Source organism: Pseudomonas sp. 22082, assembly GCF_052046055.1.
GTDB lineage: Bacteria > Pseudomonadota > Gammaproteobacteria > Pseudomonadales > Pseudomonadaceae > Aquipseudomonas > Aquipseudomonas pharyngis.
The window spans coordinates 42,787-66,897 of the sequence record NZ_JBQEQB010000024.1 but is presented as its reverse complement, the minus strand read 5'-3'; the positions used below and the strand labels follow the sequence as shown (position 1 = coordinate 66,897).

The following is a 24,111-nucleotide window of genomic DNA, read 5'->3' as shown; positions in this document are numbered from 1 at the left end:
CTATTGGTAGCTGCGCTACAACTGTTGCACAGACTGTACGATGAAGCACCTGTCAGATCTGACAGGTGCGCGCCAGACCGATCTGTGATAGCGCACGCGATGACCGCCCAAGCGATGCCTCGACCGAGGTCATCAGCTGTTCGATTTCGTCGAATGAAGGCAGCGCTGCAGGGCTGGTGATGACCTTTGCCCCAAAATGCCCGGGAACCCCTGTGGAATCCGCCGGCTCACCATAGACCAGGGCCCGTCGGACTTGTGGGTGATCGAACAGAACACCGGGCAGATCCGCGATCCCGCTCGCCAGTTCGGCATTAACCACCAGGACATCGAACGGCTGACAGCCGTAATCGACCAGGGTCAACAGTTCGGCAAGACTTTGCACCGGTGCAATGCGGTAATAATCAAGGCCATTGAACAGGCGCTCGATCTTCATCCGCTGAAAATGCTGCAAGTCGGCGATCAGGATGCGCAGGGTTTTGTCGGTCAATGTGGAAGTCCGGGTAGTCGCTTCAAGTGGCGGCAAGACTACCCAAGCATCGGGATACACTCTGTAGGACTTTTCCGAAAAACACGGTCACTCATCGGGATTGAAAAAGTTACTCCGTGGTGCTCGGACTCCAGAACGCCTGCACCACCAGCGTCGACGTCGAGATTCGCGCCACCAGCGCATCCAGTTCATCACCGTCCACCGAGGTGGTGGCCAGCGTCGCTTCGATCTCGATTTCATCGGCACCGAAGGCATGTACATCGACATCGCTGGCCGGGTAATTGCTGCGTTCCAGCTCGGCCTCGAGCAAGGCGAAAACGGCTTTCTGCTGCGAACGCCGAGCGATGACATAAACAATGTTGGTGACTTCTGCCGAGACCACGTCCAGCGGCTGACGGTTGATGTTGTTGACGATCGGCCGCAACAAGGTATTGGCGGCCAGCACAAACAAGGTGCCCAGCACCGCTTCGGCCAGCAGGTCGGCACCGGCGCAGGCACCAACCGCCGCCGAGGTCCAGAGCGTGGCGGCGGTGTTGAGCCCACGCACGTTGCCCTCTTCGCGCATGATCACCCCGGCACCGAGAAAACCGATGCCGGAGACCACATACGCGACCACCCGCACCGCGCCTTCGGCCCCGGCGAGACGGTTGGCCATGTCGACGAAAATTGCCGCGCCGACCGCCACCAGCACGTTGGTGCGCAAGCCCGCCGTGCGCTGCCGGTACTGGCGTTCGAAGCCGATCAGGCCGCCGAGAATGAACGCCGCGCTGAGGCTGACCAGGGTATCGAGCAATGAGCTGAGGTTGAGATTGTTGATCGCTTGCATGTCGAACTCCTTGAAACCGCCCCCCTTGCTCCCACAAGGGGGGAATCTGGCCTGTTACTGCCAGCCGAACCGGCGGATGTAGAAGCCTTTGACGGCCTGGGTCAGCGCCATGTACGCCAGCAGGATCACCGGCAGAAACACGAAGTACATCGACGGCAGCGCCTGCAATTTGAAGTAGTGCGCCAGCGGCCCCATCGGCAGGAAGATGCCCACGGCCATGATGATTGCGGTCATCACCAGCAGCGGCATCGCCGCGCGGCTTTGCAGGAACGGAATCTTCGGCGTGCGGATCATGTGCACGATCAGCGTCTGGGTCAGCAGCCCCACCACGAACCAGCCGGACTGGAACAGGGTCTGGTGATCCGGGGTGTTGGCATCGAACACGTACCACATCAAGGCGAACGTTGTGATGTCGAAGATCGAACTGATCGGCCCGAAGAACAGCATGAAGCGCCCGACGTCCCCTGGCTGCCAACGTTGTGGCTGTTTCAGCATCTCGTCGTCGACGTTGTCGAACGGGATCGCGATCTGCGAAATGTCGTAGAGCAGGTTTTGCACCAACAGATGCATCGGCAGCATCGGCAGGAACGGAATGAACGCACTGGCGACCAGCACCGAGAACACGTTGCCGAAGTTCGAACTGGCGGTCATCTTGATGTACTTGAGCATGTTGGCGAAGGTCCGACGCCCTTCCAGCACGCCCTCCTCCAGCACCATCAGGCTCTTTTCCAGCAGGATGATGTCGGCCGCTTCCTTGGCGATGTCCACCGCGCTGTCCACGGAAATTCCGATGTCGGCGGTGCGCAGCGCCGGTGCGTCGTTGATGCCGTCGCCCATGAACCCGACCACGTGGCCGTTGCCCTTGAGGATGCGCACGATGCGTTCCTTGTGCGACGGCGTCAGTTTGGCGAACACGTTGGTGGTTTCTACCGCCACCGCCAGTTCGGCGTCGCTCATGCGTTCGATGTCGTTGCCCATCAACAGGCCTTGCTGGGCCAGGCCCACTTCGCGGCAGATCTTGGCGGTCACCAGTTCGTTGTCGCCGGTCAGCACTTTCACGGCCACGCCGTGCTCGGCCAGGGCCTTGAGTGCCGGGGCGGTGCTTTCCTTCGGTGGATCGAGAAACGCCACGTAACCGATCAGCGTCAGTTCCTGCTCGTCGCCCAGGCTGTAAGTGTCGCGACCTTCAGGCATCGACCGTGCCGCCACTGCTACCACACGCAAGCCTTCAGCGTTGAATGCTGCGGTGACCTGACGAATTTTCGCCAGCAATTCATCGCTCAAGGCTTCGTCGACTTCACCGTGACGCACCCGGCTGCACACCGCCAATACTTCTTCCACTGCGCCTTTACAGATCAGTTGATGCGGCTGGCCGCGCCCTTCGACCACCACCGACATGCGCCGGCGGTTGAAGTCGAACGGGATTTCATCGACCTTGCGAAACGCCGTACCGACCTTCAGCTCACGGTGGATTTCCACGTGTTCCAGCACCGCCACATCCAGCAGGTTTTTCAGGCCGGTCTGGTAGTAGCTGTTGAGGTAAGCCATTTCCAGCACGTCATCGGAGTCTTCGCCCCAGACGTCGACATTACGCGCCAGGAAGATCCTGTCCTGGGTCAGGGTGCCGGTCTTGTCGGTGCACAGCACGTCCATGGCGCCGAAGTTCTGGATCGCATCCAGGCGTTTGACGATGACTTTCTTGCGCGACAGGAACACCGCGCCCTTGGCCAGCGTCGAGGTGACGATCATCGGCAGCATTTCCGGGGTCAGGCCCACGGCGATCGACAGCGCGAACAGCAGCGCTTCGGTCCAGTCGCCCTTGGTGAAACCGTTGATGAACAACACCAGCGGCGCCATGACGAACATGAAGCGGATCAACAGCCAACTGACTTTGTTCACCCCTTGCTGGAAAGAAGTCACCGCACGATCCGTCGCCCCGACCCGCTGTGCCAGTGCACCGAAATAGGTGCTGTTGCCGGTGGTGAGAATCACCGCCACCGCCGTGCCGGACACCACGTTGGTGCCCATGAACAGGATGTTCTCGAGTTCCAGCGGATTGCGCGTGTCGCGATTGGCCTGACGCGGGAATTTTTCCACCGGCATCGATTCACCGGTCATTGCCGCCTGACTGACGAACAGGTCCTTGGCGCTGAGCACCCGGCAATCGGCAGGAATCATGTCGCCGGCCGAGAGCACGATCAGATCGCCGGGTACCAGTTGCTTGATCGGCAGTTCAGCGCGCGGCGCATCCCGGCGCAGCACGGTGGCGGTGTTGCTGACCATCGCCTTGAGCGCGTCGGCGGCCTGGTTGGATTTGCTTTCCTGCCAGAAGCGCAGCAGCGTCGACAGCACCACCATCGAGAAAATCACGATGGCGGCCTTGAGGTCTTCGGTCAGCCAGGAGATCACCGCCAGCAGAGTCAGCAGCAGGTTGAACGGGTTTTTGTAGCAGTGCCACAGGTGGGTCCACCACGGCAGCGGTTGCTCGTGTTCGACTTCGTTGAGGCCGTGCTGCGCACGCAGTACATCGACTTCGAAATCAGTGAGGCCATCGGTGTGGGTGCCGAGGTTCGACAACAGCACGCCGCTGTCGCAATGGGCGGCGTCCACCAGTGTATTGGCCAGGGTGGGCGGCACTTCACGGCTGACCGTGGTGTCGCTGAGGGTTTCCAGCAAGGCCAGGCGACGGAAGTGCCGGGCGATGTGGCGGGTCCGCAGGAAGCCTGCGAAAAATTCCTTGAGCGTAAGTTTCATGGCTGTTGCCCCTATGGTCAGCCGGGAAACCGTCGAGCAGGTACGTCCTCGTCCTGGGCACCGGAAAACCGGCACGGCAAGGCGTGGCGCGCCGGTCAGAAAAGACAGGCGTGTCGATAGGGCTGCAATGACGACGATGAAGTCGACTTCACAGGCTTTTCAGTGTCGATGAGAAGGACGTCGGGACATGACCGGGACCGGTCATGATCGGGATGCCGCTGCTCGCTGTTCGGCGAGACAACGGCACAAAGGAATGCGCGTTATCTTGCCGAGAATCCGCCGGTTACAAGGACCGGCCGACAACTGTCACTCGAACAAGTACCCACTGTGGGTCTCCGCTATTGATGAAAACGCGCGAAGCTTACGCCCCGATGTCTGGAGAGTAAACCCGCGAAAGGAAGTGTGTCGGGGAATGTGGCGGGTGTTCAGGAAGGGTTCAGGATTGGAAACTTCCGGTGCTCTGGAAGAGTCATCGTCGGATCGCCGCCCGGACCAGGCTCGCTCCCACATTTTTCCTGCATTTACAGATTCATTGTGGGAGCGAGCCTGCTCGCGATGGCGATCGTGAAACTTAGCTGGCAGTCGCCAACAACAAGTCCATCACCGAACGGCTGTGCCCACGGTTCTTGCCATGCTCATACAGCGAGCCGGCAATCTCGTCCGCGCGGATCGGCAGGATCGACAACAGCGTATCGCTCAGACCGTGGCTGGCCTGGCAGAAGCCCTGCATGTACAGACCGGCCTTGCAGCGCTCGTCGGTGATCAGTTTGTAGTTGCGATCAACTTCGAAGTCACCCAGGTACTCTTGAAGCGGCGCCAGCAGTTTGCGGTGCATCTGACGCTCGTAACCGGTGGCCAGCACGACTGCATCGTAGGCACGCACGGTGACTTCACCGGTGGCGTTGTTGCGCACGGTCAGCTCGATACCGCGTTCGGTGGCGGTGGCTTTCTCGACCGTGGTCAGGGTGCGGAACGCATGACGTGCGACGCCGGAGACTTTCTGGCGATAGAAGATGCCGTAGATGCGCTCGATCAGGTCGATGTCGACCACCGAATAGTTGGTGTTGTGGTACTCGTTGACCAGACGCTCACGCTCGCTGCTGTTCTGCTGGAAGATCAGGTCAGTGAACTCCGGCGAGAACACTTCGTTGACAAACGGGCTGTCGTCCGCCGGCTTCAGGGCCGAGCCACGCAGGATCATGTCCACCTGCACCGACGGGAACGAATCGTTCAGGTCGATGAAGGCTTCCGCCGCACTCTGGCCGCCACCGATGATTGCGATGCTCATCGGCTGGTTGTTGATGCACGGCTGCTTGGCCATCTCGGCCAGGTATTGCGAGTGATGGAAAACCCGAGCGTCACCCTTCAGCGCCTTGAACGCCTCGGGAATGCGCGGCGTGCCGCCGGCGCTGACCACCACCGAACGCGCGGTGCGCACCAACTGCTGGCCGTCCGTGCCGCGGGAAATCACCCGCAGGGCTTCGACCTGATGATTGTGCAGCACCGGCTCGATGGTCAGCACTTCTTCGCCGTAGCGGCTCTGCTCAGTGAACTGCGCGGCCACCCAGCGCAGATAGTCGTTGTACTCCATGCGGCACGGATAGAAGGTGCCGAGGTTGATGAAGTCCACCAGACGGCCGTGGTGCTTGAGGTAGTTGACGAACGAGTACGGGCTGGTCGGATTGCGCAAGGTGACCAGATCCTTGAGAAAGGAAATCTGCAACTCGCTCTGGGTCGACAGGGTGTTGCCGTGCCAGCTGTAGTTGGGTTGTTTATCGAGGAACAGCACATCCAGCTCGCCCTGGGTCGCGCCGCGCTCTTGCAGAGCGATGGCCAGCGCCAGGTTCGAAGGGCCGAAACCGACGCCGATCAGGTCGTGAACGATGGGCGATGCAATTGCCTGTGTCATTTCCAGTGTCCTCTGGATGAACCCCCGAACAGCGCGGAGGAAGAGCTTGGGTGACCGGCCGGCCCGGAGCAGGACAGCAGATCGTCTGTTGAGTAGGAACGAGGACAGTGAAATAAAATTTAACGGCGACGGCTCAATGGGCATCCCATTGTTTGATTCGCAGGCGGCAATGTTTCATGGCGTTGACGATGTGCTTTTCCACCAGGGCCTTGGAAATACCAAGGTGCTCGGCGATCTCGGGGTGCGACAGGCCTTCGATCTTGCGCAATAGAAAACTCTCGCGGCACAGCGGCGAAAGCTCGGCCAGCGCACGCTGCAACATGTCCAGGCGCTGGCCATGATCGAGGGTGCTGTGGGGGGACGGCGTGAAATAGCGCTCTTCGCTGTCGAGCACTTCCAGCGATTCGACCTGACGCAGGGCATTGCGCCGATGGTCGTCGATCACCAGGTTCAGCGCGGTGCGATAAAGGAAGGCCCGGGGCTGTTCGATCGGCGTATCGCTGGAACGCTCCAGGACCCGTACATAAGCGTCATGCACCACATCTTCGGCCACCTGTCGGTTGCCGAGCCTGGCGTTCAGGAAACACACCAGCTCACGATAGTAGTTTTCCAACATGACTCCCGGCCGCTCGAGTGCGGGTTTTGTCCTTGAGCACACTGTTCTGCCGAGCCGCCCGAGGCAGTAGCAAGATAGTGGCAACTTGAGGTGCGTAATTTATAGTAATTCTCATATAGATTTAAAGTAGTGTTTGTCGTTGCCCGACAAATAGTGGCCGGCTATAACTTCAGATTGCTGTAACAACCTGTGTCGCCACTTAAATTCCGTTCCGCTTTCTTCGTTTACAGGACAGCTCCCCGTGTCTGTCGCGCCCTGCGGCAGCGTTCAACGGTGCCTGACCCCGCGCACTCCTCTGAACGACGGGCCGATTTCCACTGGCCGGAACCCTGCATGAAACGTCCCCGCCCCGCCCGACGCGCCCTGCTCGTAGTCCTTTGCTTGATCCCCGTTATCGCCTACGCCGCCTGGCAGATCCTGCCTCCCGGGCGGGACAGGTTCGCCACCGTACAAGTGACCCGCGGCGATATCGAAAGCAGCGTCACCGCACTGGGCACCCTGCAACCACGGCGTTATGTGGACGTCGGCGCCCAGGCGTCGGGGCAGATCCGCAAGATCCATGTAGAGGTCGGCGACGTGGTCAAGGAAGGTCAGCTGCTGGTGGAAATCGATCCGTCGACCCAGAAAGCCAAACTCGACGCCGGGCGTTTTTCCATCGAAAACCTCAAGGCCCAATTACAGGAACAGAAAGCTCAGCACGAACTCGCGCAGCAGAAATACCAGCGCCAGCAGCATCTCGCCGCTGGCGGCGCCACCCGCGAAGAAGACGTGCAGACCGCCCGCGCCGAACTGAAAGCCACCCAGGCACGCATCGACATGTTCCAGGCCCAGATCCGTCAGGCCGAAGCCAGCCTGCGCAGCGATCAGGCGGAACTCGGCTACACCCGCATTTATGCGCCGATGGCCGGCACCGTGGTGGCCCTCGATGCCCGCGAAGGCCAGACCCTCAACGCACAACAACAGACACCGCTGATCCTGCGCATCGCCAAGCTGTCGCCAATGACCGTGTGGGCGGAGGTTTCCGAAGCCGACATCGGCCACGTCAAACCGGGCATGACCGCCTACTTCACCACCCTCAGCGGCGGCCAGCGGCGCTGGAGCAGCACCGTGCGGCAAATCCTGCCGGTGCCGCCCAAGCCGCTGGACCAGACCAGCCAGGGCGGCGGCAGTCCTGCCAATTCCAGCAAAAGCGGCAGCGCCCGCGTGGTGCTCTACACCGTGCTGCTGGATGTCGACAACGCCGACAACGCACTGATGGCGGAAATGACCACCCAGGTATTCTTCGTCGCCAGTCAGGCAAAAGACGTTCTCACCGCACCGGTTGCCGCCCTGCAAGGCACTGCCACGGCAAACCGGCAGACCGCGCAGGTGATCGCCGCCAATGGCGACATCCAGTCCCGCGAAGTACACACCGGCATCAGCGATCGCTTGAAAGTCCAGGTGCTGGAAGGTTTGAACGAGGGCGATCACCTGTTGATCGGCCCGGCCGACGGCAGCGGAGGCTGAATGCAGACGCCCCTGATCGACCTGCAGGACATCCGCAAATCCTACGGCGGTGGCGACGCCCCCGAAGTGCATGTGCTGCGCGGGATCGACCTGTCGATCCACGCCGGTGAGTTCGTGGCGATTGTCGGCGCTTCCGGCTCCGGCAAATCGACGCTGATGAACATTCTCGGCTGCCTCGACCGGCCCACCTCTGGCGAATACCGTTTTGCCGGGGAAAACGTCGCCGGCCTCGACACCGACGAACTGGCCTGGCTACGGCGTGAAGCCTTCGGTTTCGTGTTTCAGGGGTATCACCTGATTCCGTCCGGCTCGGCCCAGGAGAACGTCGAGATGCCGGCAATCTACGCCGGCACCCCCGCCGCCGAACGCCACGCCCGCGCGGCCGCCCTGCTCGATCGCCTCGGCCTGGCCTCGCGCACCGGCAACCGTCCACATCAGTTGTCGGGCGGCCAGCAGCAGCGGGTGTCGATCGCCCGGGCACTGATGAACGGCGGCCACATCATCCTGGCCGACGAACCCACCGGCGCCCTCGACAGCCACAGCGGCAAGGAAGTCATGGCGTTGCTCGACGAGCTGGCGAGCCAGGGCCACGTGGTCATCCTGATCACCCACGACCGCGAAGTCGCAGCGCGGGCCAAGCGCATCATCGAGATCCGCGACGGCCTGATCATCAGCGACAGCGCCCGGGACAACCCCGAAGCCCAGGCCACGGCCAACCCCGGCGCCCTGCAAGCCGTCGATCTGCGCAAGCGCCTGAGCGAAGGTGCGCAAGCCTCCGGTGCCTGGAAAGGCGAGCTGGTGGACGCTCTGCATGCCGCCTGGCGAGTGATGTGGATCAACCGCTTTCGCACGGCGCTGACCCTGCTCGGGATCATCATCGGCGTAGCCTCGGTGGTGGTCATGCTCGCAGTGGGCGAAGGCAGCAAGCGTCAGGTCATGGCGCAGATGGGCGCTTTCGGTTCGAACATCATTTACCTGGGTGGCGTCCCTCCGCACCCACGTGCACCGCAGGGCATCATCACCCTCGACGACCTCGCAGTGCTCGCCACCCTGCCGCTGATCAAGCAGATCATGCCCGTCAACGGCGCCGAAGCCGTGGTGCGTTACGGCAATCTCGATCACAACAGTTACGTGGGCGGCAACGACACCAATTTCCCGAAGATTTTCAATTGGCCGGTGGTTGAAGGGGCTTACTTCACCGCCGCCGACGAAGCCAGTGGCGCTGCGGTTGCCGTCATCGGCCACAAAGTCCGAAGCAAGTTGCTCAAGGACGTCGCCAATCCCATCGGGCAGTACATCCTGATTGAAAACGTGCCCTTTCAAGTGGTCGGGGTTCTCGCCGAAAAAGGCTCCAGTTCCGGCGATTCCGACAGTGACGACCGCATCGCCATTCCCTACTCCGCCGCCAGCACGCGCCTGTTTGGCACGTATAACCCGGAGTACGTCGCCATCGCTGCCGCCGATGCACGCAAGGTCAAGGAAACCGAACAGGCAATCGAGCGCATGATGCTGCGCCTGCATAACGGCAAAAAGGATTTCGAACTGACCAACAACGCCGCCATGATCCAGGCCGAAGCGCGCACGCAAAATACCCTGTCGCTGATGCTCGGATCGATTGCGGCGATTTCGCTGCTGGTCGGCGGTATCGGCGTGATGAACATCATGCTCATGACGGTGCGCGAACGTACCCGCGAGATCGGTATTCGCATGGCCACCGGCGCTCGCCAGCGCGACATCCTGCGTCAGTTCCTCACCGAAGCGGTGATGCTCTCGGTGGTCGGCGGGATCGCCGGGATTGCCCTGGCGTTGATCGTCGGTGGCGTGCTGATCCTCAGTGACATCGCCGTCGCCTTCTCGCTGCTGGCAGTGCTCGGCGCTTTTGGCTGCGCCCTGGTCACCGGTGTTGTCTTCGGCTTCATGCCGGCCCGCAAAGCTGCCCGGCTCGACCCGGTCACGGCCCTTACCAGTGAATGATCGATCTATGAAACCGCGCTTCAGTTTGTTGACCGTGTGCCTGATTCTCAGCGCCTGCGCCAATCCCCTCCAGCGTCCGGACAGCGGCTTGCAGCCTCCCGCCGCGTGGCAGTCAGCGCAGGCTGCCAGCACTGCCCGCAACAACCCGCAATGGTGGACGCAGTTCGGCAGCCAGGAGCTCGATCGCCTGATCGAACAGGCTCGCACTGGCAGTTTCGACCTCGCCGCTGCCATGGCTCGGGTACGCCAGGCCCAGGCCGGCACCGTGATCGCCGGCGGCTCACAATTGCCTGAAGTGCAGGCCACGCTCAATGCCAATCGGCAGAAACTGTTACGCGGCAAGGGCTACAGCCAACTGGACGCCGACAGCAGTAACAAGGCCGTGGATTACTTCGACGCCAATCTGAATGCCAGTTACGAAATCGACTTTTGGGGTGGCAAACAAGCCTCTCGCGACAGTGCGCAATTCGCCTTGCAGGCCAGCGAGTTCGATCGTGCCACGGTGGAGCTGACCTTGTTCGGCAGTGTCGCCGACACCTATGCGCAAACCTTGTCGCTGCGCGAGCAGAGCCGCATTGCCGAGCTCAATCTGGCCAACGCGCAAAGCGTTTTGAAACTGGTGCAAACACGTTTTGACTCAGGCTCAGCCACCGCCCTGGAACTGGCTCAGCAGAAAAGCCTGGTAGCGGCCCAGCAACGGCAATTGCCGCTGGTGCAACAACAGGCCCGGGACGCTTCGATCAGCCTCGCAGCCCTGCTGGGTCGCCCGGTTCAGGCTCTCGTGCTGAACCGGGAATCGTTCGATCAACTGCATTGGCCGGAAATCGCCACTGGCGTGCCAAGCGATCTGCTCAATCGCCGCCCGGACATCGCGCGCGCCGAAGCGCAACTGGCCGCCGCCGAGGCCGACGTCAAGGTTGCCCGCGCTGCCATGCTGCCGACTGTCAGCCTCAGTGCCGATATCGGCTCCGGGGCCGACCAGTTCCGCGACGTTCTGCGCAACCCCTTCTACAACCTGACCGCCGGATTGATCGGGCCGATCTTCAATAACGGTCGTCTCGGCGCAGAGCGCGACAAAGCCACTGCGCGCCAGGAAGAACTGCTACAGAACTATCGCGGCGCGATCATCAATGGCTTCGCCGATGTCGAAAAAGCCTTGAACAGCATTCGCGGCCTCGACGAGCAACGGCAATGGCAAAGCGAGGAGCTGCGGCAAGCGCAAACGGCGTTCGACATCGCCCAGAGTCGCTACCAGGCCGGCGCAGAGGATTTGCTGACGGTACTGGAAACCCAACGCACGCTCTATGCCGCGCAGGATTTGAATGTGCAGTTGAGATTGTCACGAATGCAGGCAAGCATTGCCTTGTACAAGGCATTAGGCGGCGGCTGGCAGGTACTGGCATCGCGCTGACCTGCAAGTGCAATCGCCAGCAGGTCGGGCCCCACCACATTCATCGGTGCAGCTGAATGGGTGGGGGGCAAGCCTGCTGGCGATGGCAGTGAATACCGTCTCAGACCGGAGTCTGTCTGGGCTTCAGATGACGCGCATACCACGGACGCTGCGGCACCTTGCGCAACAACGACGACAACACTTTCTCGTCATCGCTGAAGGTGATGCGCAGGGCCAGCTTCATGGTTTCCGGATCCATCTCCACTGACTTGCCTGGCTGCAGGCCCGGTACCGTGCTGCAGCCGTGGGTGCTCGGCCCGAGCCACGGGTCGGCGACTTCCACCCAGCGTCCCGGTGCAAACCACGGCACGCCATTGACCTGCAAGCGACTGACTTCGCCCGGATGAAAGCGCTCGTGCGCGCGGAACCAGTCTTCCAGACGATCATCGATCCAGCCATGGAACGCCCAGAACACCGGGCTCACATGAGAGGAGAACGGATCGCCCAGGAAATCGTTTTCAGCGGCGTACCAACGCGCGGAAAAATCGGCCGGATCACGCGCAAACGGCACCGGGTGCCCGTTGGAGGGATCGCGCGGCACAGACGCCCAGCGCATGTGCAGCCAGTCGTGCAGCCCCAGCTCAACCTCCGAGCCGAACTGCCCCAAGGTCAGTTTGGCCAGGTAGCGCGGGTCACGGTAGCGCGATTCCCACACCAGGAAATTACTGTGATAAGTCTCGGCCGTCTTGATGTCGCTGACCCATTGCGAGTATTCGTCATCGTCCTCGGCCAGCCAGGTCGGCGGCAGCGAAGTGCCGTCGTGATTGTCGAAATAATCGGCAAAACCCTGGCGATCGCGGATCAATTCCGGCTGCGGCAGGGGAAAATGCTGCCACGACGGCAGATCCTGCATTGATCGCGCCGTGCCCAGCATGTGCCGGTGCATGAAGAAGAAATCGATACCCGAGCCATTGCGATCCTTGCGCGGGCCACGGGCGTCGCGCTCCTTGCCACGCGGGCCAGGCTGCCAGCCGATACCGCGCAGGGCGCCGCGTTTTTCCTCGCTCAAGGTGTGCCACTTGTCGCGGCTGGCGTGCCAGAGTTGGTGGAACAGGCGGTGCTCGGGGGAGATCAGCCAGGCCAGCAACGTCGGGTTCAACCCGGCCCGCTCGCGTGCCTCGGGGAACATGCGTTTTACGGCAATAAAACGATTGTCCTGCGCCGGCAGCATTAACGGCCGATCCAGTCTGAGGACGCGCCCGCTGAGGCTGCCGCTGCCGGCGTTGCCGAAGCCGCCCCAGACTTCATCCAGCGCCATGTTGAATTCGTAGTCCGGTGCACCGTCGGCCGCCGATGTGCTGACCAGACGCCAGCTCAACTGCGAGGCTTTGACATCGGCGAGGTCCGCGAGAATGCGGTAGCGCGGCGCCTGAGGCGAGCGCAAACGCTCGGCCGTGTCGAGAAAGCCGATAACGCCGCGCCCTTTGTGGGCCACATCGAGAAACACTTCCAGACCGTCCCTGGGCAAACCCGCGATACCGGCGTCATGGCCCTCGAAACGAATCTGCCAGATACCGCGCAGCGCATCCGCCAGGCGTTGCCCGGCAACATCCGCGATGTCGAACGACGCCTCACCCGGGGTGATCGTCGGATCCGGCTTCGTCCATTCACGATGCCCAAAATACGCTGCTGGCACAGCGGCGCCGGTCAGTGCCAGGCCCGCCATGAACCATCGTCGAGAAATCTTCATTGCCCTACCTGTGTCAGCCATGAAGCAGGCTTTATCCAAGCTAGAACGTTTGTTGCAGAGGTAAATTTATGGCGCCCCGAAAAGTTCGCAGCCTTCGGCAGTGCCTGAATCGGGCTGCGTTCTTTTCAGCCAGGCCTAAATTACCCGGCTGCCCAGTCGTTCCACCCAAATAGCGAAGGCCCCTGCGCCCGCAACTCGACGGCGAACCTGACTGAGATGGCAATGACAACACCACGTTCGAAAAAGGCTCTTTACATTGGCCTGCCGCTGGCCCTGGCGATCAGTGCTGCCGCAGGCTTTGCGGTCTGGGAACACTGGTTCAAGGACAATCCCGGCTACCCGGTCAAAGTCATGCAGCAAGCCGATGAGTTGCAGGATCGGATCATTTCGTTCGATAGCCACATCACCGTGCCGCTGGATTTCGGCACCGCCGGCAACGAAGCCGACAAGGATGGCAGCGGCCAGTTCGATCTGGTGAAAACCGCCCGCGGGCGCCTGTCCGGTGCCGCCCTGACGATCTTCGGCTGGCCGGAAATCTGGAACGGCGCCAACGCGCCTCACCGTCCCACCGCCGGTTTTGTAGAAGAGGCCCGCTTCGAACAGGAAACCCGCTACAAGATCATCAGCACCCTGGTCCGCGATTTCCCCAATCAGGTCGCCATCGCCTACACCCCGGACGATTTCCGCCGCCTGCATGGCGAAGGCAAGTTTGCGATTTTCATCAGCATGCTCAACGCCTATCCACTGGGCAACGATCTCAACGCTCTGGACAAGTGGGCCGCACGCGGCATGCGCATGTTCGGCTTCAGTTACGTGGGCAACAACGACTGGGCCGACTCCTCGCGCCCCCTGCCGTTTTTCAATGACACCCGCGATGCGCTTGGCGGTCTGTCGGACATTGGCAAACAGGCCGTGCATCGGCTCAACGATCTGGGCGTGATCATCGACGTCTCGCAGATGTCGACCAAGGCCCTGGAACAAGTCGCACAGCTGAGCCGCGCACCGATCGTGGCCTCCCATTCGGCTCCCCGGGCGCTGGTGGATATCCCGCGCAATATCAGCGACCAGGAAATGCAACTGATCAAGAACAGCGGCGGCGTCGTGCAGATTGTCGGTTTCCCGACTTACCTGCGCCCGTTGAGCCAGGCCACCCAGGACAAGCTCAACGCGTTGCGTGCGAAGTTTGATCTGCAGCCGCTGCAGGGCCTGGAAATGGCCTTGATGCCTGGCGACCCGATCATCACTGTGTGGCCGGAACAACGCTTTGGCGAGTACGCCGGCCAGCTCTATTCAATCGTCGACGAAGAACCCAAGGCCAACCTCAAGGACTTCGGTGACGCCATTGATTACGCCGTGAAGAAAATCGGCATCGACCATGTCGGCATCAGTTCCGACTTCAACGATGGCGGCGGCCTGGATGGCTGGAAGGACGTCAGCGAAGCGCGCAACGTAACCGCCGAGCTGATCTCGCGTGGCTACAGCGAGGCCGACATCGCCAAATTGTGGGGCGGCAACTTCTTGCGGGTCTGGGAACAGGTACAAAAATCCTCCAGGCCTGTGGTCAACCGCTGACACCTCTTCGAACAAGCGATCTGATCTCATGACCAACCGTCGTTCTTTCCTCAAACAGGCCGGCATCCTTGCCGCCGGCCTGCCCTTGGGCGCTGCCGTCAACCTGCCGGCCGGCGCCGCCAATCCACAACCGCCCGCCGGAAACAAATGGGCGCAATTGCACCAGCTGTTCGATCAGGACCCGGATTACCTGCATTTCGCCAACTTCCTCGTGACCTCCCATCCGCGCCCGGTGCGCGAAGCCATCGAGCGTTACCGCGCAACCCTCGACCGCAACCCCGGACGTGCGATGGATTGGGATCTGGGTGAAAGCGAAAAGCGCGAGCAAGCCGTGCGCGAATGGGCCGGTCGCTACCTCAAGGCCAAGCCCGAGCAGATTGCTCTCACCGGCAGCACCACCGAAGGTCTGGCGCTGATCTATGGCGGCATTCATGTACGCGCCGATCAGGAAATCCTCACCACCGAACACGAACATTACTCGACGAATTACACCTTGGGTTATCGCCAACAGAAAGATGGCGTAAAGGTGCGCAAACTGAAGTTGTTCGACAGCAGCGCCAAAGTGTCCGTCGACGAAGTGCTGAGCAACATCGACAAAGGCATTCGCCGCGAAACACGCGTATTGGGCATGACCTGGGTGCAATCGGGCAGCGGCGTGAAACTGCCGATCGGCGAGATCGGCAAACTGGTGGATCAGCACAATCGCCAGCGCGAGGAAAAGGATCGCATCCTGTACGTCGTCGACGGCGTGCATGGTTTCGGTGTCGATGACCTCGACTTCCCCGACATGCATTGCGACTTCTTTATCGCCGGCACCCACAAGTGGATGTTCGGCCCCCGCGGTACCGGGATCATTTGCGCACGTTCCAGTGAACTCAAGGACGTCACCCCGACCATCCCGACCTTTTCCGAGGCCACCACGTTCTCGACCATCATGACCCCCGGCGGGTATCACAGTTTCGAACACCGCTGGGCACTGGACGAAGCGTTCAAGCTGCATTTGGCGCTGGGCAAACGCGAGGTGCAAACGCGCATTCACGAACTCAACACCTACGCCAAGAACCGCTTGCTGGAACACCGCTCGATTGAACTGGTGACACCCCGCAGCGCCGATTTGTCTGCCGGTTTTACCTTCTTCCGGATCAAGGATCGCGACTGCGAACAGGTCGCCGCCCAGCTCATGCAAAACCGCGTGGTGTGTGACGCGGTGGAGCGCGACGTCGGCCCGGTGATCCGCATCGCCCCCGGCCTGCTGAACAGCGAAAACGACATCGAGCGTTTCATGGCCGTACTCGACAAACAGCTCTGACACCCCGCTTTCCTTTAAACGAGATGACTCATGAAACGTGATCTGTTGCCCCCTGCCCACGGCGCCAACGCGCTCAAGGCACTGGCCCTCGCCGCCCTCATGACCGGTCTGCTGCCGACCGCCGCACAGGCCGCGACACCGCCCGCCGCGGGTAAAGTATTCAAGGACTGCAAAGATTGCCCGGAAATGGTCGTACTGCCGGCCGGCACCTTTACCATGGGCACGCCTGAGGATGAAGTGGGCCGCGAACCTGACGAAGGCCCGATGCATGAAGTAACCTTCGCCAAACCCTTCGCCATGAGCCGCTTCCAGATCACCGCCGGTGAATGGGACAGCTACATTCGCCAGAGCGGTGCAGTGATCGCCAACGGCGACACGCGCCCCGGTCGCGAGTGCATCGCCAGCAAACCGCGCTATCCGCAAACCCCGCGTCAGCCGGCGGTGTGCATGGATTTCCAGGACATCAAGAACTACGTCGCCTGGCTGTCGAAAAAAACCGGGCAGAAGTACAGCATGCTCAGTGAAGCCCAGCGCGAATACGGTGCCCGGGCAGGATCCAAAGGCCCTTTTCCCTTCCCGTTCGACGAGGGCAAAGGCTATAGCATCGCCAAACACGCCAACACCTACGGCCCGGCGGACGGTTACAGCTTCAGCTCGCCGGTGGGCAGCTACCCGGCCAACGCCTTTGGCCTGTACGACATGCACGGCAATGTCTATGAATGGGTCGAAGACTGCTATCACCCGGACTATAAGGGTGCGCCAACCGATGGCAGCGCGTGGCTTGAACCCAACTGCGACACCCTGCGCATTCGTGGCAATGACTGGGGGGAAGCGCCGGTATTCTCTCGTTCGGGCAACCGCAACGACATCGATCCGAAGACCCGCGGCGACTGGATCGGTTTCCGTGTCGTGCGTGAGTTGTAATCCGCAGTAACGCTTCTGCTCTCCCCACGGTCGCCGCCAGTCGGCGACCGTCTAAATTAAGCTCCGGATCAGACGTTCTACAGGGTATCTGCCTTACGACCCAAGGAACTGTCCTGTCATGACCCAGCCTACGCGCGGTGCAATTCATGAATTGTTCACCCTACTCAAACCTTTTCGGCTCGTCGTCGCACTGTCGGTCATTCTGGGTATGGTCGGTGGCCTGAGTGTTACGGTCCTGCTGGCCACCATCAATAACGCGCTGCACTCCGAATCCGGCCTGACCCAGGGCGTGGTCGCGCTGTTCGGTGGCCTGTGCGTGCTGGCGCTGCTCAGCTCGATCTGCTCGGACATCGGCACCAACTATGTCGGCCAGCACATCATCGCCACCCTGCGCAAACAGCTGGGCGAGAAAGTGCTGTCGGCACCGATCGAACAGATTGAACGCTATCGCAGCCATCGCCTGATTCCGGTGCTGACCCACGACGTCGACACCATCAGTGACTTCGCCTTCGCCTTCGCGCCACTGGCCATCTCGCTGACCGTGACCCTCGGTTGCATGGGGTACCTGGCGATGCTGTCGTGGCCAATGTTCCTGATCATGGTCGTGGCGATCCTGATCGGCACTGGCATCCAGTACTTCGCCCAAGGTCGCGGGATCAAAGGTTTCTTCGCCGCCCGTGACGCTGAAGACGAACTGCAAAAGCACTACAACGCGATTGCCGAAGGCGCCAAGGAACTGCGCATACACCGCCCGCGCCGCCAGCGTATGTTCAATAGTGGCATCAAGGGCACGGCCGATTTCATCTGCAAGACCCAGATCAAATCGATCAACACGTTCGTGATTGCCAAGAGTTTCGGCTCGATGCTGTTCTTTGTGGTCATCGGTCTGGCGCTGGCCCTGCAATCGTTCTGGCCCAGCGCTGACAAAACCGTGATGAGCGGTTTCGTCCTGGTGCTGCTGTACATGAAAGGTCCGCTGGAACACCTGGTCGGCACGTTGCCGGTGGTCAGCCGCGCGCAGATTGCCTTCCGCCGCATCGCTGAACTGTCGGCGCAGTTCTCCTCGCCCGAGCCGCATCTGTTGCTCAGCGATCAGGGCAAGAAAGCCGAGCCGGTGCAGAGCCTGGAACTCAAGGACGTGCGCTACGCCTTCCCGGCCGTGGGCGAGGCCAAGCCGTTCACGCTGGGGCCGGTGAACCTGAAGATCGAACAAGGCGACATCGTATTCATCGTCGGCGAAAACGGCTGCGGCAAGACCACCCTGATCAAACTGCTGCTGGGCCTGTATCCGCCACAACAAGGAGAAATCCGTCTCAACGGCGAATGCGTGACTGCCCTCACCCGCGACGATTACCGCCAGTTGTTCACCACGGTGTTTGCCGACTACTACCTGTTCGATGACGTGGTGCAAGGCGATACGCACATTCCCGACGACGCCAACAAATACCTGCAACGCCTGGAAATCGCCCACAAGGTAAGCGTGCAGGACGGCAGCTTCACCACCACCGACCTGTCCACCGGCCAGCGCAAGCGTCTGGCGCTGGTCAATGCGTGGCTGGAGGAGCGCCCGGTGCTGGTGTTCGACGAATGGGCCGCGGATCAGGACCCGACCTTCCGCCGGATCTTCTACACCGAGCTGCTGCCCGATCTCAAACGCCTTGGCAAGACCATCATCGTGATCTCCCACGATGACCGTTATTTCGATGTCGCCGACCAGTTGGTGCGCATGGATGCCGGCAAAGTCAAAACCGCGCTCAACCCGGCCTGATACGCCAACCGCTCAGGGATGAGCTGATCCCGCCTTCGCGCGATAGCAGAGACTTTCGCGGTTCGCGGGATTTTTCCGGTTTTTACGCAGTGTTGCGTCTAATTATCATTAACTAATAAAACTGCACTCGCACTTCAGGAGCATCCCGAGCAAATGCAAGCCTTAAAGTTGTCCCGCACCCCTCTGGCCGAGGCCATCTCCCGCCGCAATCCGCGTGGCGCAATGCTGTCAGGTGCTCTGCTGACGCTGATGCTGTTGGGCAGCACCCAGGTTCAAGCGACGCCGGTCGACGTCAACATCCCTGCGCAACCGCTGTCCCGAGCACTGCAACAGCTGGGGCAACAAGCCAATCTGCAGATTCTCTACAGCCCGGAATCCCTGGCTGGCCTGAACTCGAACGCGGTATCCGGGCACCTGGAGCCGAAACAGGCACTGGACAACTTGCTGCTGGGGAGCGGCATGACCTATCAACTGACCGGCAACTCCGTTTCGCTGGTGCCGGCCACCGGTGCAGGCGCGGGAAACGCACTGGAGCTGGGCGCGGTATCGATTTCCGGCAAGGCGCCGGGGTCGACCACTGAAGGCTCCGGGCTGTACACCACGTACTCGTCCAGCAGCTCGACGCGCCTGAACCTGACACCCAAGGAAACCCCGCAGTCACTGACCGTCATGACCCGTCAGCGCCTCGACGACCAGCGTCTGACCAACCTCAGCGACACCCTCGACGCCACACCGGGCATCATTGTGCTGCGTGACGGCCAGGGCGCAGAGTCCGACGGTTACTTCTCCCGTGGTTTCGAGATCCAGAACTTCGAAATCGACGGCGTGCCGACCGTCAAGCGCATGGACAACTACACCCAGAGCATGGCGATGTACGACCGTGTGGAAGTGGTGCGTGGCGCCACCGGTTTGATCAGCGGCCTGGGCAGCCCTTCGGCCACCATCAACCTGATCCGCAAGCGTCCGACTGCCGAAGCTCAGGCCAGCGTCACCGCTGAAGCCGGCAACTGGGATCGCTACGGCACCGGTTTCGATGTCTCCGGGCCGCTGACCGAAACCGGCAACATCCGTGGCCGACTGGTCGGCGACTTCAAGACCGAACAGTCCTGGATCGACCGCTACAAGCAAGATTCGCAGCTGATGTACGGCATCACTGAATTCGACCTGAGCGAAGACACGCTGCTGACCATGGGTTTCAGCTACCAGCGCACCGACGTCGATTCGCCAATGCGTTCGGGCCTGCCAACCCGCTTCACCGATGGCTCGCGCACCAACCTCAGCCGTTCGCTGAACTCGGCGCAGACCTGGTCGTATAACGATCACGAACAAACCAGCTTCTTCACCTCGATCGAACAGCAGTTCGGCAATGGCTGGAGCGGCAAGGTTGAATTCACTCACTCCGAGAACAAGTTCGACGAGGTCTTCAACTACGTCAACGGTGGCCTGAACCCGGACGGCAGCGGCACGACCCAACTGCCGGTGCGCTTCTCCGGTACCCCGCGCCAGAACAACATCGACGCCTACCTGACCGGCCCGTTCGGCCTGCTGGGTCGCGAGCATGAGTTGATCGCCGGTGTGACCCTGTCGCAATACAACGAAAACGTGCCGAACTACGGCAGCTGGAAATACGACTACTCCGGCTCCCCTGCCGGCGCCATCGACAACCTGCTGAACTGGAACGGCGATTCGGTCAAACCCGAATTCAACGTCACCGGCAAATCCACCGTCGATGAAACGCAATACGCCGCGTACCTGGCCACCCGCCTGCGTGCCACCGATGACCTGAGCATCCTGCTCGGCAGCCGCGTGGTCGACTGGCATCGCGACATCGAAGACAAGCCGTACGGCGGTGCAGAAACCAAGACCAAGGAATCGGAAACCGGTGTCTACATTCCGTACGCGGGTGTGGTCTATGACGTCAACGACAACTGGTCGCTGTACGCCAGCTACACCAAGATCTTCAACCCGCAATCGTCGTGGGTTCGCGACGTCAACAACAAGCCTCTGGACCCGATGGAAGGCACCGGCTACGAAGTCGGCGTCAAGGGCAGCCACTTCGATGGCAAGTTGAACTCCAGCTTCGCGCTGTTCAAGATCGAGCAGGACAACCTGGCAATCTGGATCGACACCCCAGGCGGCAACACCTACAAATCCGAACAGGGCACCACCACCAAGGGTGCCGAATTCACCCTCGATGGCGAATTGGCCGAAGGCTGGCAAGCGTCTGCCGGGTACGCCTATGCAGTCAGCACCGATGCCGATGACCAGCGCATCGTCACCACCCTGCCCCGTCACAGCCTCAAGACCTTCACCAGCTATCGCCTGCCGGGCATCCTGGACAAAGTCACCGTTGGCGGCGGTGTGAACTGGCAGAGCAAGACCGGTGCCGACCTGCATACCTTCCAGCAAGGCAGCTACGCCGTCACCAACCTGCTGGCGCGTTACGACATCAGCAAAAACCTCAGCGCCTCGGTCAACCTGAACAACGTATTCGACCGCGAATACCTCAGCTACGCCGGCGACCACGGCATGTACGGCGCACCGCGCAACATCATGACCGGCTTCAAGTACACGTTCTGATTTAACCGCTGCAACACAAAAAGCGCCCCGGCCAGACCGGGGCGCTTTTTTTTTGGATGAAGGTTTAACGGCACTACAAAACATGCGGCTTGAAAGGTATTTCCTTTCGTTGCATAGGAAACGTCCGATTACATAAAAGAAGCATCCGCCAAAACCCTCTTTTTGGCGAAAACTTCCGCCTTATCTCCTGTCAGCGCCTACAGAAGACTCGGGTATTTCCCTGAGCACTTCGTTGTAACGTTGATTGGCAGGAAGCAATTGACTGCTCACCCATTACTTATCGAAAAACAATGCACATTCAAAAGGATATGAATATGCAAAAACCATCGTCGTTCGAATTGACCGAGGCCGTCCACACAATCGGGAAAGCACCTCCAGGCATGCGAATAAACCCCTCGACCGGCACCACGATTCCCAACAGCGGCCGGTTCGGCCCTCCGCGAAGCACCGGCCAATATCAGCAAGTACTGCAAAACTTTACCGGCCCGCTGGAGGCGGAATATCAAGGCAAGACAGCACAGATTCTGCAGACCATTGAAACGGATCTGGCAGCCGCACGACAGGAAATCTCGACCCACCCGCTACCACCGGCTGCATCGTTGGTCCGCGAGCTGGGTGTACGCAACACCGTGATTCAGCGAAAAAACCAACAACTGCAACACCAGACCCATTTGTCCCACGGTTTCTACGGCAGCGATCCTACCGACAAAACGGTTTCCCAGTTCCTCTCCCGCGCACAGATCATCGACCCGATTCTCAGCCCCAACGGCCCGGGAATGAACCTGTGGAAACTGTCCTATCGAGCAGCGCTCGAAGCCAGATTGCTGGCTCAGACCCTCAACGTTCTTCATCAACAACAAGCCAATGTGCACAACTGGCTGGCCACCGTGCAGGCCAACGAACGGGCACAAGCCGCTGCCGCCGAAGCGGCGCGTCAGGCCGCCGAGCGCGCCAGAATCGCCGCTGAACAGCAGCGTCAGCAGGCGTTGGCAGATGCAGCACGTCGCCAGCGTGAACAGGCAGAGGCTCAGCGCGTGGCTGCCGAACGGGCCCTTATCGCCGCCGAGCAGCAGCGTCAACATGCATTGGCCGAAGAGGCTCGTCGCCAACGTGAACTGGCAGAGACTGAACAGGCGCGGGTTCAAAGAGAACAGGAAGCACAGCGCTTGAAGGAGCAGCGTCAGGCGCAGAGGAAGGCCAAAAGGAAAAAGCAGCAGCAAGCGCGCCGGGCCAGGGCCAGATTGGCCGCGCAACAAAAACGCCTGCATGAACAATGGCAAGCCGAGAGCGACGCCCGCTGGCAAAACCCGACATTTGCCAACGTTGGTTCACTGGCTGCGTTTGACTCAACGTTTAGCGGCACGCTCGGCCACATCGCCACCAGCCAGGCCACCTCACTGGCGCTCAGAACTGCTTTGCGCACCGCCGTTTCTGTCGTGAGCGCCGCAGCGGCGCCCGTTCTGGTCGGTTTCGCAGCACTGCTGATGCCATCCAGGCTGGGCAATGGCGATCTTTATTCGGCCAGTGTTCCGCTCTCGGAACTCGCTCCCGATCTGAACGCTGTCGACCTGTACGAACGGGCGGCCAGCGGCAAAGACGTCGACCTGCCGGTGAGGCTCGGTTCCAGGACGACAGGCAACAGCGCGGAGATTGTCGTCGTCGGTACGGCCGGCACCACGGTACCTGCCAACGTGCCGGTAAGGCTGGCCCGATTTGATGCCGGCAAAAATGCGTACGTCTCCGGCGACGCCGAGGCCAAGGGTCCCACCCTGACCTGGACACCTTTGGTACAACCGCTGAATCCTTCGACGGATTTGCCGTTCGCCGACACCGATCTGCCGATCTACGAAGGTGCAACGGTCACCCCGCAAGGCGGGCGAATCGACCCCTTTCCCGAACTGGACCAGTACGACTTCGGTGGCTTCATCACCGTATTCCCGATCGAGTCCGGCATCCCGCCGACCTTCACGATGTTCAGGGATCGTCGTCAGGATCCGGGAGTCGCTTCGGGGAATGGGCAAGTGATATCGGGGAATTGGCTGGGGGCCGCGTCAACCCCGGACGGTGCGCCGATACCCGCGCAGATTGCGGATACGCTGAGGGGGCAGGAGTTTTCCAGTTTTAAAGCGTTTAGGCGGGCGTTTTGGAAGGCAGTGGAAAGTAATGAGCAATTAATGCATGAGTTTCCATACTTTAATCAACTCGATATCAAAAAGGGGCTTTCACCACGTGCCCCCCAAGCAGAACATGTAGGGAGAAGGGTAAAAATAGAGATACATCATGTTGTGCCTATCGGTGAAGGTGGCATGGTTTACGATGCAGACAATCTCCGACTGTTGACACCGCGCCAACACATAAAAATCCACGCCAAGCAGAGGAGGACCAAACAATGAAATTTAAATCCAGGTTTGAAGAATATACAGAGTCAGAGTTTATCGCCCTCATAAACCGCCTGGTTGAAGGAGACTACTCATCCGAGAGAGAGCACGACGCGATAGTGGACAACATAGTGAAAATTTCGGAACACCCGAGCGGCTCGGATATTTTGTACTACCCTGCCGAGGGGGTCGAAGACAGCCCCGCTGGTGCATTAAAAGCCATCAAGGAATGGCGGGCCGCCAACGGAAAACCAGGTTTCAAACCGGAATAGTCAGTTCCTGAAACGCGCTTTCAGAGGCGCCCTCTTAGCGAGCAAGCCCGCTCCAACGGAGACGGGTGTTGATGGCCTGGTGTGTGGACGCGCACA

16 protein-coding genes are annotated in these 24,111 nt (G+C 60.6%); 10 read left to right on the top strand and 6 right to left on the bottom strand.

Features of this window, described 5'->3' with window-relative positions; genetic code table 11:
- Positions 1-52: 52 nt before the first annotated feature.
- The 5 genes from ACTJK9_RS24250 to ACTJK9_RS24230 all read right to left on the bottom strand — a co-directional run bounded on the left by ACTJK9_RS24250 (position 53) and on the right by ACTJK9_RS24230 (position 6,592).
- Positions 53-487 (bottom strand): chemotaxis protein CheY, encoded by a 435-nt coding sequence (locus tag ACTJK9_RS24250; protein ID WP_440816802.1) that lies wholly within the window; start codon positions 485-487, stop codon positions 53-55.
- A 109-nt stretch (positions 488-596) separates the two neighbouring features.
- A complete protein-coding gene (locus ACTJK9_RS24245; protein WP_085612851.1) occupies positions 597-1,313 on the bottom strand; it encodes an MgtC/SapB family protein in 717 nt (238 codons plus the stop codon).
- A 54-nt stretch (positions 1,314-1,367) separates the two neighbouring features.
- Positions 1,368-4,067 carry a magnesium-translocating P-type ATPase gene (gene mgtA / locus ACTJK9_RS24240; RefSeq protein ID WP_440816798.1) on the bottom strand — a complete coding sequence of 900 codons (2,700 nt, stop codon included), beginning with the start codon at positions 4,065-4,067 and terminating at the stop codon, positions 1,368-1,370.
- Between the two features lie 571 nt (positions 4,068-4,638).
- A complete protein-coding gene (locus tag ACTJK9_RS24235; protein ID WP_221399128.1) occupies positions 4,639-5,976 on the bottom strand; it encodes a lysine N(6)-hydroxylase/L-ornithine N(5)-oxygenase family protein in 1,338 nt (445 codons plus the stop codon).
- 133 nt (positions 5,977-6,109) lie between these two features.
- Positions 6,110-6,592 carry a sigma-70 family RNA polymerase sigma factor gene (locus ACTJK9_RS24230; RefSeq protein ID WP_085612855.1) on the bottom strand — a complete coding sequence of 161 codons (483 nt, stop codon included), beginning with the start codon at positions 6,590-6,592 and terminating at the stop codon, positions 6,110-6,112.
- 333 nt (positions 6,593-6,925) lie between these two features.
- Here ACTJK9_RS24230 and ACTJK9_RS24225 point away from each other — a divergent pair, with 333 nt between their 5' ends.
- The 3 genes from ACTJK9_RS24225 to ACTJK9_RS24215 are packed head-to-tail and all read left to right on the top strand — an operon-like array spanning position 6,926 to position 11,483.
- On the top strand, positions 6,926-8,098 hold the full coding sequence (locus ACTJK9_RS24225; protein WP_085612857.1) for an efflux RND transporter periplasmic adaptor subunit: 1,173 nt from the start codon (positions 6,926-6,928) through the stop codon (positions 8,096-8,098).
- On the top strand, positions 8,099-10,072 hold the full coding sequence (locus tag ACTJK9_RS24220) for a MacB family efflux pump subunit (RefSeq protein WP_085612859.1): 1,974 nt from the start codon (positions 8,099-8,101) through the stop codon (positions 10,070-10,072). It abuts the gene before it with no gap.
- 7 nt (positions 10,073-10,079) lie between these two features.
- Positions 10,080-11,483 (top strand): efflux transporter outer membrane subunit, encoded by a 1,404-nt coding sequence (locus ACTJK9_RS24215; RefSeq protein ID WP_064594777.1) that lies wholly within the window; start codon positions 10,080-10,082, stop codon positions 11,481-11,483.
- A gap of 100 nt (positions 11,484-11,583) precedes the next feature.
- Here the strand turns inward: ACTJK9_RS24215 and pvdP are convergent, their stop codons facing one another.
- Positions 11,584-13,212, bottom strand: a complete 1,629-nt coding sequence (gene pvdP, locus ACTJK9_RS24210) for a pyoverdine maturation tyrosinase PvdP (protein WP_085612863.1) — start codon at positions 13,210-13,212, stop codon at positions 11,584-11,586.
- A gap of 222 nt (positions 13,213-13,434) precedes the next feature.
- Between pvdP and pvdM the strand changes: the two genes are divergently transcribed.
- The 7 genes from pvdM (at position 13,435) to ACTJK9_RS24175 (ending at position 24,015) form a co-directional block, all read left to right on the top strand.
- Positions 13,435-14,784: a pyoverdine-tailoring dipeptidase-like protein PvdM gene (gene pvdM, locus ACTJK9_RS24205; RefSeq protein ID WP_064594775.1), complete on the top strand. Its 1,350-nt coding sequence runs from the start codon at positions 13,435-13,437 to the stop codon at positions 14,782-14,784.
- A gap of 28 nt (positions 14,785-14,812) precedes the next feature.
- Complete coding sequence (gene pvdN / locus ACTJK9_RS24200) at positions 14,813-16,093, top strand: pyoverdine-tailoring periplasmic protein PvdN (RefSeq protein ID WP_440816791.1); 1,281 nt, start codon at positions 14,813-14,815, stop codon at positions 16,091-16,093.
- Positions 16,094-16,123: 30 nt separating this feature from the next.
- Entirely contained in the window at positions 16,124-17,017 is an 894-nt protein-coding gene (pvdO, locus tag ACTJK9_RS24195) for a dihydropyoverdine dehydrogenase (RefSeq protein ID WP_064594772.1), read from the top strand.
- Positions 17,018-17,135: 118 nt separating this feature from the next.
- Entirely contained in the window at positions 17,136-18,785 is a 1,650-nt protein-coding gene (locus tag ACTJK9_RS24190) for a cyclic peptide export ABC transporter (RefSeq protein WP_064594771.1), read from the top strand.
- A 153-nt stretch (positions 18,786-18,938) separates the two neighbouring features.
- Entirely contained in the window at positions 18,939-21,365 is a 2,427-nt protein-coding gene (locus tag ACTJK9_RS24185) for a TonB-dependent siderophore receptor (protein ID WP_221399127.1), read from the top strand.
- 314 nt (positions 21,366-21,679) lie between these two features.
- Entirely contained in the window at positions 21,680-23,758 is a 2,079-nt protein-coding gene (locus ACTJK9_RS24180) for an S-type pyocin domain-containing protein (protein ID WP_440816786.1), read from the top strand.
- Positions 23,755-24,015, top strand: coding sequence for a bacteriocin immunity protein (locus ACTJK9_RS24175; RefSeq protein WP_085612870.1), 261 nt, complete (start codon positions 23,755-23,757; stop codon positions 24,013-24,015). Before ACTJK9_RS24180 ends, ACTJK9_RS24175 begins: the two co-directional genes overlap by 4 nt.
- Positions 24,016-24,111 lie beyond the last annotated feature (96 nt).